The following is a 14,520-nucleotide window of genomic DNA, read 5'->3' as shown; positions in this document are numbered from 1 at the left end:
AAGACCCAAGACATATCATAACCATAGTCAAAGTTATCTTAAAAAAATACCGGAGAATCGCTCTCTGCTGCGCTTGCCGTTTTACGCAAGCTCGGTAAAGGCGACCCAGTTAAATACCTAAGAGACATCAACTGGCAAGACCTAGGAAAACAATCCGCCACGGAAGTTAAAAACATCGTCAAAGGCCTGCGCGATTCACTTGATGACATGTCTACCAGTTGGCACTACGACCTACTACTTCCAGACGCCGCCATCGAAGGTATGCAAGCCACAGTAAAACGCCTAGATGACGTCACCCCCAAAATCGACCAGCATATGCAACAAGCAGCCCAATAAATCGGACAGCGAGTTAATAAAGCACTGGATGAGTATCAGGGTCAATCACCAATTCGAGGCGTTACCGACAAGCCCTCCAAAGCCAAAGCCGATGAATTGGAACCGCCAAAAGGGAATGAGCTGCCCAGCGGTCAAAACAAGTTGTTACTAGCTGAAAAACTAGAGATACAAGCTTCCGATTATGCGAGTTTAATTAATTCAAATAAACCTTGGTCTTGGAAAGATTTTCCAGATGGCGATAAGCTTACTATTAAGGAAAAAAGAGCAATCAAGCAAAAGGCTATTGATAAAGGTTTGGTTGATAATGTTTCGTTTAAATCTGGAACAAAATACCCTGACTTTGCGTCAGCTGATTTAATTAAAGCAAAGTTAGAATTACCAGAAGGGCTATGGAAAAAAATCAGATTACATTCAATTTAAGTGGCTCAATGAAAAGTTGCCTGTAGGTATGAGAGATGGTAACACTTGGCATCACTCAGAGATTCCTGGTGTTATGGAGTTGGTTCCTTTTGGTCCTCATAATATGATTAACCACCAAGGTGGAAGATCGAAAGGCCATTGGGCATACAGCAAAAGATAGAGGTTATATATGCTCACTAAACGTAATGACTCTTATGAGTTAAATAACTCAAGCATATTTGAATTGGAAAGCTTTTGCAGAGTGAAACTTCCACATTCATTTATCGAGTTTTTCCGCAACAACAATGGCGTTGCTTTTGAAGGGTTAACTTACGACATAGACAATGAGGAGCGGTTGATTGAACGAACACTTCTTATCACAAACGCTTCAAATTTGTCAGACGATATTATGCAATACGAAATAAAAGTGGTGCTCGCTCAGATTGAAGAGCGCCTAACCGACAATGAAGATTTAGTGGGTGCTGAGCTACTTCCTTTTGCTCATGTTTTTGGTGGAGACTTTTTATGTTTAAACTTCAAAGATAGCGATATTGAGCCGTCAGTTGTACTCTGGGATCATAATGAATCAGATGAATTAAGTCCTGTTTTTGTACTAGTTTCGGATAGTTTTGAAGCTTTTGTTGAACGTCTCTGCTAGGCTGAATATAGGTAATATAAACGGTTAGTTTGCGTCCCCCTTATTAGCATTGGGTATTAGATGTCGTAATTAAGAAAGGTGCTTGTCAGAAAAGTGAACCAATTTCGGCGGAAAACTGCACTGTTCAGACCGGTTGCTTATAATTTTGTAAAACACACTGGTCGTGAAGATTCGATACGTCGCAAATATGTACGAACTTCAATTGACGATGAACTTGAGGCAGAGCTGACCTTCAGTGTTAATGGTAGTTAACACTGTATGCTCTCACCCTGGGATCGAGAACTCCAAACTCGAAAAGATCTACAATCAATTGCAAAAAATAATAAAAAGATCTGAAAGTCTAGATCCTTAAAAACAATATCAGAAAGTGGGTTGAAGGTGGTTATATTTCATTGCCCAAGGGATTTCATAAATAAGGCGCATTAAAATGACCAGAGAGGAATACCTAGAAGAAGACGACTATTATACTCAGGGGTTTGAAAAAGACGGTGTTGTTTCTATATGGCTTGGAGTTGAAGCTGCGGATGAATCTATAGAAGTTGATGTTCTACAAGATCTGTGTGGCGTTGGTTATTATGACTTAGCAAATCAAGAATCTGAGTATATAGAGTCAGGAATTGTCGATATTGCAGAACTTTTTACAGAAATATCTTATGCAAGTTCCTTTGAAAAAAGTGCCATAGACTCTGCTAAGTCAATCGGTATTACCAAAGCAAGGTGGCTTGTTTGTCAGTTTGATTTTGATTATGACCCTAAAAAAATAACACGCTCTGTTCAAAGTGACCCTGTTTTTATCGGTTCATTTGCTTATGAGGAAGATGATTAGAATCTCAAGTGGATGTGAATCCATATCTATTTATTAAAAAGAACGTGAGTATTTTCTAAGTAAGTTAACTTATCATTAAAAATATTTTTATTAGTCATGATTAACGAAGTAGTAATAGTAGTTATACGCTATCAAAGTAAAATTCGCTGGTTTAAGGGTGAACGAGAGTTATGGATATTAGATTTGGTAAAACTAAGAGACGCTTTTATAGAAAATGGATATCAAGTTCCAGAGCTTGACGACTCGGATAGATTTGGCCTCCATATTTTAGATGAAAATTATGTTGAGACTTTTCTCGATAAAATTCAGGGTAATGAAATAAGTTGTAGCGAACTAAGTGCAAGGCTTGAATCTAGGTTTCCATCAGCTAGCTCTTGGTGGGATGTTGCTGATTTATTCCCTATCATGTTTATCGACTTTGATGCTAAAAGTGTAGCCGCATTTTATTATGAAGGCGTGCAAATGGAAAAGTACATACCGCAACATTGGAGCGGTGAATTTATAGATTTTGCAAATGAGTACCCAGAGAATATTTTTCCTGATGATGACAAGTTCTGGGTAAAAGGCGATTCTGACTTACTTAAAGTTCTAAATGAACGAGCTAGAAAGCAATGATATTATTCGAAAGCTGTGTTCGCTGATTTTCGGAGAAAATTAGTACAACACATCTAAGATAAAAGCTTTTATTAAAAAGTCAGGATCACTAGCTCAACTCATAACTTCTTAGCGCTTCGCGTGTCCGAGTTAATTTAAAATACTAACATCGTTTCACTACCTTCAAAATCAGATGCTGTAGGGGTTATTCAAAGCCACCAATAGAGGCCCAAGACATGTCACAACCATAGACAAGGTTATCTTAAAAAATACCGGAGAATCACTCTCCGCTGCGCTTGCCGTGCTGCGGCTTTTTACCCAAAGAAAAGTCGGTAAAGGCGACCCAGTTAAATACCTAAGAGGCATCAACTGGCAAGACCTAGGAAAACAATCCGCCACGGAAGTTAAAAACATCGTCAAAGACCTGCGCGATTCACTCGATGACATGTCCACCAGTTGGCACTACGACCTACTACTCCCTGACGCCGCTATCGAAGGCATGCAAGCCATAGGTAAAACGTTTCAGTTTATGGAGAGTTTCCGGTATAGGTGAGGCAGCAAGGGTTGCGTTGAGAGCAATGGGCCTTACCACCCAAATGAATGTAGAATTAGAACGGTGTAAGTAAGGAGGTTAAAATAATGACTAAACAATTTGAAATAGATGAAGATTTCGAGTGGTTTCTTGAAAAATTTGAAGAGCCTACTGAAAAACATCAAGCCCCAGCAGAAATAATAAAAAAGTTTGAAGGTAAACTACCTACTAGATTATTAGAATATTGGAGTGAATACGGATTTTCTGGTTTCGGGGAAGGACTTTTTTGGTTAACTAATCCCGATGATTTTGAAGATACCTTAGATGCATGGCTTGGAGATATAGGTATCATCGAGCAAGACACATATTATGTAATTGCTCGCAGTGCTTTTGGAGAGCTATTCTTATGGGGAGAGAAATTTGGACATAAATATCTAATCGACCCATCTCACGGTTGGATTATAGAGAAAGAAGGTAATGCCGAAGACATAGCAGTTGGAGAAGAAAACGATGCCATACAGTTTTTCTTTAGTGCAAAAAGACCAACATCACTGGATATAGATGATACGAGTGGAGGCTTACTTTTTGAGAAATGTAAACTTCGATTATCTCAATTAAAATATAACGAAATGTATGCTTTTGAACCCGCTTTTTTTCTTGGTGGGCAGCCTACCATTGACAATGTCAGTAAAGTAAATATTTTCGCCCATCTAAGTGTATTAGCATCATTTGGTCAGAAAGAAATACTAGACCAACAAGGGCTTATAGCTAAGGCTTATTCATAATAAATGCTCCTGTTATTAAAGTAGCAAATAAAAACTACTTAACTCCTTACCACTAAAAACACTTACTTATTAATTGAAAATGCGATGATGATTAACTTTGAACTCACCGCTAATCAAATTGACGTCAGCGCCAAACAAGATTTGACCCTTAAGGCGGGTCGCAGCCATCGCAGTGTTATCCAAAGTGATATAACACTCAAGGCAGACAACAACTTCACCATCACCGGAATTGGTTTAGTCTTTATAAGCGGGTGATGCCACTAGCACAAAACACTAGACATAACTGAAGCGGTAAAACCAGCCAGAGCGCTAACCAAATGATGTGGGGATCCGCGCTAATAGATCGGTTTCTCCCATATCAATACCAATCTGGCTGAGTAATGTCGTTATTTGCCCTCTATGGTGCGTCTGATGATTAAATAAATGATGCACTAAAAAACCAAACTTGCGAGAAAAGGTTTTACCTTGTGTGTTTTTGTAGTGTAAATCGGCTGCAAGCGCCTCCTCAGTGACTTCATTCGCAAATTCAATAATCACCTTATCCATTTCAGCCCTTGCCTGTCTCAACGCTGCAAAATCTTCATACAACATCGCATCAAGTTTTGTCGGCAGCGGCATCGTTGCTATAGCGTTCAGTGCTTCAATATGGTGGCTATGCTCTGTATAGCGCTTAAGCCAAATAATATCAGCAACAAGAATATGGTTTAACGAGCCCATGATGGAGCCAAAAAAAGCCCCTCGATCTTGGTGTAATTCCGTGACGCTCAATCCCGAAACAGCTTCATATAATCTTTCGTTCATCCAGCGATTGTAATCCGCCATTAATTCAAAGTTTGCTTTCATCTAAATATTCCCTGTTCCCGTAAAAATTGACTAACCTCAACTTAGCGGCATTGGCTAGGTTAAAAAATACAAATATTTGAAGTTGAAAACAATCAATTTTATTGAACACTTTAATCTTAACTATCAATTATACAAATCAAAATGCGCGCGGCATAATGGCTACATCAACTTAAGAAGGAAAGCAAAATGTTAAAGAATATTGAAGGTCAACGCGTACCACAGGTTACATTCCCAATTAGAGAAAATGAAGAGTGGAAGCACGTCACCAGCGATGAAATTTTTAAAGGTAAAACTGTAGTTGTATTTTCTTTGCCTGGTGCTTTTACACCAACTTGTTCGTCTACGCACTTACCGCGCTATAACGAGCTTGCTAGCGTATTTAAACAAAATGGTGTCGACGAAATCGTGTGTTTATCCGTTAATGATACGTTTGTAATGAACGCATGGGCACAGTACCAAGAAGCGCAGAATATTACACTACTACCTGACGGTAACGGCGAATTCACTGACGGCATGGGCATGTTAGTTGATAAAAACGATTTAGGTTTTGGCAAACGCAGCTGGCGTTATTCAATGCTGGTAAAAGATGGTGTGATTGACAAAATGTTTATCGAACCAGAAAAGCCTGGCGACCCGTTTGAGGTATCAGACGCGGATACTATGCTGGAGTACATTAACCCGCGCCAAATCAAACCAGAGCCGGTTACCGTTATTAGCAAGATTGGCTGTCCATTCTGTGAAAAAGCCAAAGCCTTGCTAAAAGAAAAGGGACTGGCATATGAAGAGCTGGTACTTGGTCAACAAGCATCGCTAACCAGTCTTAAAGCGCTGTCTGGTCGCGAAACCGTGCCGCAAGTATTTATCGGCGGTAAACACATCGGTGGTTCAGACGATTTAGCTGAATATTTCGCTTAATCACTCATCCCCCACAACATGACTTGGTGAACTTGCTCACCAAGTCAAAATGTTCCCCCTCAACACAACACGATGGCTAATAACTGACTGTCATGGGGGAGTATACCAATTTATCTTAATACTTGCTCAATTTGAAGGAGCAAATCTGACGCTAACTACGTTAAAAATTTCTCATTTAGAACAACTAAATAGCAAAATTTTTGCCTGGCTATCGACAAGATTTTCTCGCCTCAAATAGACCTCTTAATTAAGTAAATTGGTATCACACTTCTGATTTCGGAGCAAAAAATGAAAAAGATAAACACCGACGTAGTCGTGATTGGTGCGGGAACAGCGGGTCTCAGCGCCTATAGAAATGCCAAAAAATATACCTCAGAAGTACTGATGATTGAGTCTGGCGTATACGGCACAACGTGCGCACGGGTTGGTTGCATGCCGAGCAAGTTACTGATTGCCGCAGCTGAAGCCGCACATCAAATTGAAGTCGCACCTAAATTTGGTATTAATGTAAAACCCGCTGAAATTGACGGTAAAGCGGTTATGGCGAGAGTCAAACGTGAGCGAGATCGCTTCGTTGGCTTTGTCGTCGAAGCTGTCGACGAATTGCCTCTGCAAGATAAACTACGCGGCAGTGCAAAATTTATCAACAGCCATACGGTACAGTTGGACGACCACACTCAGATCACAGCCAAACGCTTTGTAATCGCTACAGGTTCAAGACCTAGCTACCCCGGTGCGTTTAATAATTTTGGCGACCGCTTAGTCATTAACGATAACGTTTTTGACTGGGATGACTTGCCTGACTCAGTTGCTGTATTTGGCCCCGGCGTCATTGGCTTAGAACTAGGTCAAGCGCTACACCGACTTGGCGTAAAGGTCAAAGTATTTGGTGTCGGCGGTGGCCTTGGACCACTAACCGATCCAATCGTCAAAGACTATGCCACCACTGTGTTCAGTGATGAGTTTTACCTCGACACAGATGCCAAAGTATCAGATATGAAACAGGTCGGTGACAAAGCCGAGCTTACCTACATTGACAAACAAGGGAAACCACAAACCGAGCAGTTTGACTATGTGTTGGCAGCCACAGGCCGTGTGCCCAATGTTGATAACCTTGGGCTAGAAAATACCACGCTTGAACTTGATGACCGAGGCGTACCGCTAGCCGACCCACATACCATGCAATGTCTTGATGGCTCTGGTAACGCCCCGATTTTTATTGCAGGTGATGCCAGCAACCAGATCCCGCTTCTACATGAAGCCGCAGATCAAGGCACGATTGCAGGTGAAAATGCCGGTCGCTTCCCTGATGTGAGAGTGGGACTGCGCCGTGCAAAGCTTGCGGCGGTATTTAGCGACCCACAAATTGCCATGGTTGGAGCAAGTTATAAAGAGCTGGAAAAGCAATATGGCAATTGTGGCTGCTTTGCCATCGGAGAGGTAAGCTTTGAAAACCAAGGCCGCAGCCGCGTGATGTTAAAAAACAAAGGCCATATGCGAGTCTACGCTGAGCAAGGCACCGGATTATTCTTAGGTGCCGAATTTGTCGGCCCAGCTGCTGAGCATATGGCGCATTTACTTGCTTGGGCGCTACAAAACAAGATGACCGTGCCACAAATGCTCGACATGCCTTTCTACCACCCAGTGATAGAAGAAGGCCTAAGAACGGCACTGCGAAATCTAAATGCAAACTTGAAGTTTGGCCCGGATATTATCAAGCACTGCTTGGAATGTGGTCCTGGTGCTTAATACAAACATTGCTGGAGCCGGCCGTAACTGCTGGCTTTATCTTTTTACTGCGTTGCTTTAAATTCTCTGGCGAGCTCTCTATTTACCGCTTTTATCGTTTTCACTACGGACTTTTCGGAAACAGGGCTCGAAAAGTAATACCCCTGAATTTTATCTACTCGTGCTTCTTTGCACACATAATACTGCTGATAGTTCTCAACACCTTCGACAACAATGCTCAACTGCAGGCTCTTAAGCATATCAATCAAACCCTTAAATATCCTTTTCCCTCTATCGTCTACCTCAATTCTGTCGGTAAGCGATTTATCCACTTTAACAATATCAATTGGATAATTGAGCAAATGTGATATTGAAGAATAGCCCGTTCCAAAATCATCTAGCGCAATCTTGCAGCCAAGCTCTTTAATGCGGCTTAGGCTTGATATTACCCGTTCACTTTCATCCAAAAGCGCAGTTTCTGTTAGCTCAAAGGTAAATAAAGTACCGTCAATATCGACTCGTTTTAGACAATCATTGATATATGCTGGTAGAGAAATGTCTCCGAGCTGTAATGGCGACAGGTTTATCGCTAAACGAATAGGATATCCGCACTTTGTCTGTATCAGTTTCAATGTAGTGATCGCGTGCTCAATAATCCACTTCCCCAACGGTTCTATGAGCTTTGACTCTTCAGCGATTGTAATGAACTCTTGAGGACTACTTGTGTATTTTGCAGTAGGCCATCGGATCAACGCTTCGAGAGACACGACTTTGGCCTGCTGAATATCTACAATCGGCTGAAACGCTAACTCTAACTCTTGCCTCTCTATCGCTCCTCTTAAGTCTTGCTCCACGTTATACTTCATTTGGAACTCAGTCTGCATATTATCTTCAAAAATACACGCTATCGCACTTTGCGAGGATTTAGCCCTAAATAGTGCAATATCAGCAAAACGTATTAAGTCATCAGCATTATTACCATTGAGTGGGTAAAGAGAAATTCCCATTCTTACTTGGCAGTAGATGTCCAACTCATAGATTGAATAGCTTCGGCTTAGTAACCGGATAAGCTTTTCAGCTTCTATTTTAATTTGAAGCGGGTTGTCACAAGACACCATCAAACAAGCAAACTCGTCTCCACCAAAACGACTGACAATATCCTCTTGCTTGGTGTGCCTCTTGAAGCTTGCTCCTAGTTCAAGTAAAAGTTGATCAGCGATTTCATGGCCAAAGCGGTCATTTATCTTTTTAAAATCGACGATATCAACGACAAGGATCCCAGCACACTTATAGCGCTTTTTATCGGCTTGCATCAACCGCTGGCAGGTTTCTTCAAAATAGTAACGATTATACAACCCCGTCAATGAGTCGCGTTCAGCCATCTGCTTTACTTGCAGGTAGCTTTTATGCAGTTGACTTTCTAGCTCAAAGCGTTTCCTTGCTTGGATAATAGAACGGCTCAAAAGCGATGCGGTGACTTCTTCTTTGAGTAGAAAGTCCTGTACGCCCAAATCTAGACATTTCAAAACCAACTCTTCAGAATGCGAATTGCTGATCATGACTATGGTTAAATCTTTAATATGGTTAATACGCTTAAGTTCAATAAGTAAGTCCAAACCATTTTTGGACGGCATATTGTAATCCAGTAGTAATAGGTCGAAGCAAAGCTCTTCTAGCGCAAAGATTCCTTCTTCTACTGTACTAACTTCTGTCAATTGATGTTCAATCCCGCCTTTCACTAAGGAACGGCGGATCATCTTTCGGTCAACTACATCATCATCAACGAGCAATATATTCATTTACAACCTCATTACTTAGTTGGAAACTGTACAATTCGCCAATATCCATCCAACATATCAACAAGGCTCATCATTGAGTTACTTGCTTCTTCTTTTAAAAAATATCCTGCTACGTTTTTTTCATAACTATGATGAATATCATCTTCATCTTTCGAAGTTGTGAGTACGAACACAACGGTATCTTTTAACTCTGGGTCATCCCTCAACTTACCTAAAAACTCAAGCCCACCCATGCGAGGCATTTTTAAATCTAATAGAACAATAAATGGATAATCTATTTTTTTAGTTTGTAAGAATTCTAACGCTTCAACGCCATCAATTGCCCGAACCATAGGGTTCATAATCTTGCGTTTTGAAAAGCTACGCTTTACTGTCATATAGTCAATGTCATCATCCTCGACGACCAGCACTGTAATATCATTATTTTGCATAAAATGAATCCCTAATTTGGGTTAACTCTGGTATCAACTTTTGGCCACTTGATCACAAACTCAGTGCCAACATTACTATCCACAATGTCGACCGAGCCACCATAGAAATTGAGCACTTTTTTAATTATTGCCAAACCCATACCACTACCTTCTTGTTGATCTCTAGGTTTAAGCGTTTGGAACATTTCAAATACTTTCTCTCTATACTCAGGTGGGATCCCCGGTCCATCGTCAATAAAATGCATTTCATATTCTTCTGGGCTTTCTTTAATGTGGATTATTAGTGAGCCATTTTCACAGTCGTGGTGTTTAAGCGAGTTGCTAATTAAATTGCGGGTAACTACTTCAAGTGCTGTTTTTGGTAAAGTGACAAATAAAGAAGTACATTCCAATTTCAGCTTCGCCTCAATATCAATCGAGTCATATATCTCTTTTGTAAACTCGCTGAATTCAAACGTTTCGTTTTCGCTATGCTTTCGATTTACCCGCGAGTAAATCAGTAAATCATGGAGCAATTTACTCATTCTTGACACACGTTGCTGAATTAAATCAAAATTCTCCTTAGCGCCTTCGGGTAACTCATCGCCGTAGTCTTCATCAATCCAAGTTACCAACTTGGAAATCGCATTGAGTGGCGCTTTTAAATCATGAGAGGCAATATAAGCAAATTCGTCTAAGGCTTCATTGGAGCGCTTTAACTGAGCAAGAAGATGCTCCCTTTCGGTCACGTCACTGGAAAGCCCTAAAATAAAAGTCGCGCCTTTGGCATCATAGAATCGCTTTTTGCGAGTAAATAATGTTCTTACGCCACCATCTGGGAAATTGATAATCTCCAAACACTCTGCATACCCTGTTTCCAAGGCTTTTTTATCATCTTTAATGAACTCTTCTACTTCTTCTGGTTGATAAGAGTCAAGTGTGGTGTAGCCAATAATTTTCTCTCTGGCTTCTTCTGGATACATGGAGCGAAAAGCATCGTTCGCTTTTACGATCCTAAGCTGATCATCTTTGATAAAGGCGTAGTCCGGAATATTGTCAAAAATTAAATCGGAAAGAGAATCATCACCAACAAATCTGTCTGCTTTCTCAAGTGAGGTTGAGTCTGTCATTAGGAATTTACATTGGGAACAGGTAATAAGATCTATAGTAGGAAAGCGATATTATTCAAGATAAAAGTAATGGAAATGTTAAATAACAAGTGTGCTTCAGCACAAAAATGTCTACACTATTATTCGTGCAAGATGTTTTATTTACAGTGCGATACTTACCTAATATTAATCCTGTTAATAGCAACATAAGTGCATTTTGACTTTTTAAACATAAAGACATAGCACACAATCTAAGCCTGCAACAGGAATAAAGGCAATAGCATGTTTGAAGACGTAGTAGAACTAAATAACTGTACTATAGTAGTCGTAGAAGACTCGCCACTCACTCAAAAGGTGCTATGCGCATGTTTAGAAGACATATGCAAAGTCGTCGCTTTTGAAAGTGCTGAGAAGGCCTTGGAATATGTAAAACTTGCATTGCCAGATTTAATCCTAATGGACTGGATGCTAGAAGGGATAACGGGTATAGAGGCCTGTACAGAGCTTCAAAAAGATCCAATAACCGCCCGAATTCCTGTCATATTTGTGACATCCAACATTAAAGAAAATCAGCAAGAAATGTGCTGGGATGCAGGTGCTGTCGATTTCATCAGCAAACCAATTGTAGCGCGAACGCTATTTAATCGCGTACTTACCCACCTAAAGTATAAAAAGCAAGCCGATCAACTTAGGGAATATTCATACGTTGACGGACTTACAGAAGCGTTTAATCGCAGGTTATTTGATACTGACTTAGAGCGCCACTATCGTGGTGCAAAGCGCTCTATTAGTCCGCTTAGTGTCGTAATGTTGGATGTTGATTATTTTAAGCTCTATAACGACGAATATGGTCATTTAATGGGTGATGATGTCTTGAAGGTTTTTGCTAACACCGCCAAAAATCATATTCGTCGACCTATGGATGCTCTGTACAGATACGGCGGTGAAGAGTTTGCCATCTTACTGCCAAACACCCCCTACTCTTTCGCTTTAGAGATTGCGCAAAGAGTGGTACAAACCTTCTTCGAAACCGCTATTGAACATAAACTTTCACCACTAAAAGCTGTATCGGTTAGTGCTGGTGTCGCTTCACTTAGTGAGGATAATATCAATCAAACTGTTGAAGAGTTAGTAGAAAGAGCAGATAACGCGCTATATGAAGCTAAAAAGAATGGTAAAAATCGAGTGTTTGGAGCGGCAAGCTAGTAGCTATTCGTTAACATACTTTCTTGAATTCTCATCGCCACAAAGGGCAGATCGGCGCAATCTCTGAAGTAGGAAAAGGGAGCGGCTTTAGTGTATTGCTTTAGTGCAGTTCTTTTTGTTAAAGAAAAATAGCAACAACAAGGAATTAGTCATGAAACTTCCACTTATCGATAACGCCGAGGCAGAGTATATTCCAGCGTTTCTTACCAAGGCAGAAAGCCATTCACTGTATCAGTGGTTAATCAAGCACTGTGATTTATCTCAGCCTGAAATCATCACCTTGCCTAACGGTGGAAATACAGAGATTAGACCCTGGAAAATGATGTTTGTAGAGCCAAGGCTCGAAGATCCAGCTGTGTTTCCTAGCTATCATGGTAGACGCCAAGCTTGGCCTGATTTAATTGCATCAATACAGCAGCGATTGCAGACTCAAATAGGTATCGAATTTAGCGTCTGTGTCTGTATTTTTTATCCAGATGGTGAAGAGTACATGGACTTTCACAGTGATCTGTCCGCATTTGGGCCAACTAATGTTATCGCTTCTTTGAGCTTAGGTGCCGAGCGCTTGTTTCAAATTCGTCATCAAGAAAATCCCGATGAGCAATTTGAACAGCTGTTAGAAGATGGTTCGTTATTTATTATGGGGAATGGCTTTCAAACGCAGTTCCAACATGCCGTACCTCCTGCACCTAAAGAGGTTGGTGCTAGATTCAATCTGACCTTTCGGCAGTTTGCTTGGCCCAATATTACGTAGGTGAACGATGAAAGTGGGGTTTTATCAATTTGCAGTCAACTATGGCGACCCTCAATGCAACCGGACAACCATAGAAAAAACCTTATCAAAGGCTGACTTTGATCTCATCGTCTTACCCGAATTATGTACTTCAGGTAGCCTCTTTCTTTGCCATACTCATATGGAGGAAATGGCAGAGGAGTTATCCGACAGCACGACTATCAGCCTGCTTCAATCTATCGCACAACAGCAACACGGTACTATCATCGCTGGCATCATTGAGAAGGCAGGCTGTGAGCACTTTAATAGTGCGGCTATAGTGGGTCCAGAAGGGATTGTTGGCGTGCATCGCAAGGTTTTTTTAGCGCCGCCCGATAAGCGCTTTTTTCAATCAGGTAATGCATTCAACGTGCACGAAGTAATGGGTATTAAAGTGGGTATTTTATTATGTTACGACATCTGGTTTGAAGAGGGGCTGACGCAACTCACCGATCAGGGTGTACAGCTCATTGTGAACCCTTCAAATTATTGTGGCGAAGACAGCCTTGATACAATCATAAAACAAGCCAAGAAGTATAAAGTCCATATTATGTCAGCCAATCGCCTAGGAATGGACCACAGCAATGGCACGGGAATTCAATTTATCGGCCAAAGCCTTCTTGTGAGCCCTAATGGCGAGGTACTTATACTCGGCGATGCAAGAGAGCAGCTTATCACAACCGAAATAGACTTCTTGACCCCGTCATAAAGGTAACGAGAATTATCACCGTCAGAAGCTGCTCAATTTTGGTTTTGCATCCACTGCAATTCTTGATATTATCGCAACTCGTTGGGGAGTAGCCTGCTTCCAATGCTCGGAAGAGTTCGTATCAACATAATTGGCCACATGCCATGGTGCGGACACCTCTCGGTTGGCGAGACCATCGATATATCCATGCCTGTGGTCGGGCGTGTGGATGTATCGTGGACTCAAATCGCCCGACCGGAGCAATGTAAATGAATTTCGTCACCCTGCTACTGTTAGCATACGCCATGTCTACCGATGCGTTTGCTGCGGCAATCGGTAAAGGCGCCAGCCTAAAATCACCTCGGCTTACCGAAGCCATAAAAATCGGCCTCATTTTTGGGATTATTGAAGCCAGTACACCGCTGATTGGCTGGTTAATAGGACAATCTGCAGCTGGCTATGTCGAGGCTTGGGATCATTGGATTGCCTTTATCTTATTGTTAGGACTTGGTGCTCATATGATTTATGAGAGTCTTAAGGGTGATGACGATGCACCAACTCAACACGCAAAGCAGCCTTGGTTAAAAACCATTATCACAGCGTTTGGCACTAGCATTGATGCAATGGCTGTCGGTGTCAGTCTCGCATTTGTTGATGTGAATATATGGCTCGCCGCTGCGCTCATTGGCCTTGCCACCACCATGATGGTAACAATTGGTGTAATGATTGGGCATTCGGCTGGAAAGTTTCTTGGTAGTCGAGCTGAAACCTTTGGTGGGGTGACCTTAATCTGTGTGGGAGCTTGGTTGCTATATAGCCATCTTTCGATTTAATCTGACTCGCAAAAAGAGCGGTATATTTACCGCTCGCTTACTAATACCCTTTACGTTAGGGCTAATGGCTTCTAAGCCTTTTTAATC

At 41.3% G+C, this 14,520-nt stretch carries 19 protein-coding genes and 1 riboswitch; of the genes, 15 read left to right on the top strand and 4 right to left on the bottom strand.

Annotated features, from left to right (window positions below):
- Positions 1 to 207: 207 nt before the first annotated feature.
- The 9 genes from MHN30_RS23865 to MHN30_RS18860 all read left to right on the top strand — a co-directional run bounded on the left by MHN30_RS23865 (position 208) and on the right by MHN30_RS18860 (position 4,385).
- Positions 208 to 336: a hypothetical protein gene (locus tag MHN30_RS23865; RefSeq protein WP_275446674.1), complete on the top strand. Its 129-nt coding sequence runs from the start codon at positions 208 to 210 to the stop codon at positions 334 to 336.
- 96 nt (positions 337 to 432) lie between these two features.
- On the top strand, positions 433 to 756 hold the full coding sequence (locus MHN30_RS18895; protein WP_239360744.1) for a hypothetical protein: 324 nt from the start codon (positions 433 to 435) through the stop codon (positions 754 to 756).
- Positions 757 to 784: 28 nt separating this feature from the next.
- Positions 785 to 916: an HNH endonuclease gene (locus MHN30_RS18890; RefSeq protein WP_226899488.1), complete on the top strand. Its 132-nt coding sequence runs from the start codon at positions 785 to 787 to the stop codon at positions 914 to 916.
- Positions 917 to 925: 9 nt separating this feature from the next.
- Positions 926 to 1,393: an SMI1/KNR4 family protein gene (locus tag MHN30_RS18885; RefSeq protein WP_130165655.1), complete on the top strand. Its 468-nt coding sequence runs from the start codon at positions 926 to 928 to the stop codon at positions 1,391 to 1,393.
- 427 nt (positions 1,394 to 1,820) lie between these two features.
- Entirely contained in the window at positions 1,821 to 2,219 is a 399-nt protein-coding gene (locus MHN30_RS18880; RefSeq protein WP_130165654.1) for an immunity 22 family protein, read from the top strand.
- A gap of 96 nt (positions 2,220 to 2,315) precedes the next feature.
- Positions 2,316 to 2,834, top strand: coding sequence for a group-specific protein (locus tag MHN30_RS18875; protein ID WP_130165653.1), 519 nt, complete (start codon positions 2,316 to 2,318; stop codon positions 2,832 to 2,834).
- Between the two features lie 280 nt (positions 2,835 to 3,114).
- Positions 3,115 to 3,366, top strand: coding sequence for a hypothetical protein (locus tag MHN30_RS18870; RefSeq protein ID WP_130165652.1), 252 nt, complete (start codon positions 3,115 to 3,117; stop codon positions 3,364 to 3,366).
- Between the two features lie 86 nt (positions 3,367 to 3,452).
- The gene (locus tag MHN30_RS18865; RefSeq protein ID WP_010605624.1) at positions 3,453 to 4,130 is read left to right on the top strand and encodes a GAD-like domain-containing protein; all 678 of its coding nucleotides are present in this window, start codon (positions 3,453 to 3,455) and stop codon (positions 4,128 to 4,130) included.
- An 84-nt stretch (positions 4,131 to 4,214) separates the two neighbouring features.
- Positions 4,215 to 4,385 carry a hypothetical protein gene (locus MHN30_RS18860; RefSeq protein ID WP_239360741.1) on the top strand — a complete coding sequence of 57 codons (171 nt, stop codon included), beginning with the start codon at positions 4,215 to 4,217 and terminating at the stop codon, positions 4,383 to 4,385.
- Between the two features lie 54 nt (positions 4,386 to 4,439).
- On the opposite strand, the gene MHN30_RS18855 is transcribed toward MHN30_RS18860, so the two are convergent.
- The gene (locus MHN30_RS18855) at positions 4,440 to 4,973 is read right to left on the bottom strand and encodes a DinB family protein (RefSeq protein WP_130127508.1); all 534 of its coding nucleotides are present in this window, start codon (positions 4,971 to 4,973) and stop codon (positions 4,440 to 4,442) included.
- 186 nt (positions 4,974 to 5,159) lie between these two features.
- Here MHN30_RS18855 and MHN30_RS18850 point away from each other — a divergent pair, with 186 nt between their 5' ends.
- Positions 5,160 to 5,888, top strand: coding sequence for a glutathione peroxidase (locus MHN30_RS18850; RefSeq protein WP_069021877.1), 729 nt, complete (start codon positions 5,160 to 5,162; stop codon positions 5,886 to 5,888).
- A gap of 288 nt (positions 5,889 to 6,176) precedes the next feature.
- The gene (locus tag MHN30_RS18845; protein WP_130165650.1) at positions 6,177 to 7,637 is read left to right on the top strand and encodes a dihydrolipoyl dehydrogenase; all 1,461 of its coding nucleotides are present in this window, start codon (positions 6,177 to 6,179) and stop codon (positions 7,635 to 7,637) included.
- A gap of 44 nt (positions 7,638 to 7,681) precedes the next feature.
- On the opposite strand, the gene MHN30_RS18840 is transcribed toward MHN30_RS18845, so the two are convergent.
- Genes MHN30_RS18840 through MHN30_RS18830 form a run of 3 tightly spaced genes read right to left on the bottom strand, consistent with a single transcriptional unit; the run spans position 7,682 to position 10,955 of the window.
- A complete protein-coding gene (locus tag MHN30_RS18840) occupies positions 7,682 to 9,415 on the bottom strand; it encodes an EAL domain-containing response regulator (RefSeq protein ID WP_130165649.1) in 1,734 nt (577 codons plus the stop codon).
- Between the two features lie 11 nt (positions 9,416 to 9,426).
- Positions 9,427 to 9,846 (bottom strand): response regulator, encoded by a 420-nt coding sequence (locus MHN30_RS18835; RefSeq protein ID WP_045989821.1) that lies wholly within the window; start codon positions 9,844 to 9,846, stop codon positions 9,427 to 9,429.
- A gap of 11 nt (positions 9,847 to 9,857) precedes the next feature.
- A complete protein-coding gene (locus tag MHN30_RS18830; protein WP_239360739.1) occupies positions 9,858 to 10,955 on the bottom strand; it encodes a PAS domain-containing sensor histidine kinase in 1,098 nt (365 codons plus the stop codon).
- A gap of 261 nt (positions 10,956 to 11,216) precedes the next feature.
- Between MHN30_RS18830 and MHN30_RS18825 the strand changes: the two genes are divergently transcribed.
- The 4 genes from MHN30_RS18825 (at position 11,217) to MHN30_RS18810 (ending at position 14,433) form a co-directional block, all read left to right on the top strand.
- Positions 11,217 to 12,140, top strand: a complete 924-nt coding sequence (locus MHN30_RS18825; RefSeq protein WP_130165646.1) for a diguanylate cyclase — start codon at positions 11,217 to 11,219, stop codon at positions 12,138 to 12,140.
- Between the two features lie 151 nt (positions 12,141 to 12,291).
- The gene (locus tag MHN30_RS18820; protein WP_239360737.1) at positions 12,292 to 12,894 is read left to right on the top strand and encodes an alpha-ketoglutarate-dependent dioxygenase AlkB; all 603 of its coding nucleotides are present in this window, start codon (positions 12,292 to 12,294) and stop codon (positions 12,892 to 12,894) included.
- 7 nt (positions 12,895 to 12,901) lie between these two features.
- Positions 12,902 to 13,621: a nitrilase-related carbon-nitrogen hydrolase gene (locus MHN30_RS18815; RefSeq protein WP_239360735.1), complete on the top strand. Its 720-nt coding sequence runs from the start codon at positions 12,902 to 12,904 to the stop codon at positions 13,619 to 13,621.
- A gap of 71 nt (positions 13,622 to 13,692) precedes the next feature.
- Positions 13,693 to 13,833: riboswitch (yybP-ykoY riboswitch) on the top strand.
- A 36-nt stretch (positions 13,834 to 13,869) separates the two neighbouring features.
- Complete coding sequence (locus MHN30_RS18810) at positions 13,870 to 14,433, top strand: manganese efflux pump MntP family protein (RefSeq protein WP_239360731.1); 564 nt, start codon at positions 13,870 to 13,872, stop codon at positions 14,431 to 14,433.
- Positions 14,434 to 14,520 lie beyond the last annotated feature (87 nt).

Source organism: Pseudoalteromonas sp. OF7H-1, assembly GCF_022347825.1.
Taxonomy (GTDB): domain Bacteria; phylum Pseudomonadota; class Gammaproteobacteria; order Enterobacterales; family Alteromonadaceae; genus Pseudoalteromonas; species Pseudoalteromonas maricaloris.
This window is presented reverse-complemented; position numbering and strand designations above follow the sequence as displayed.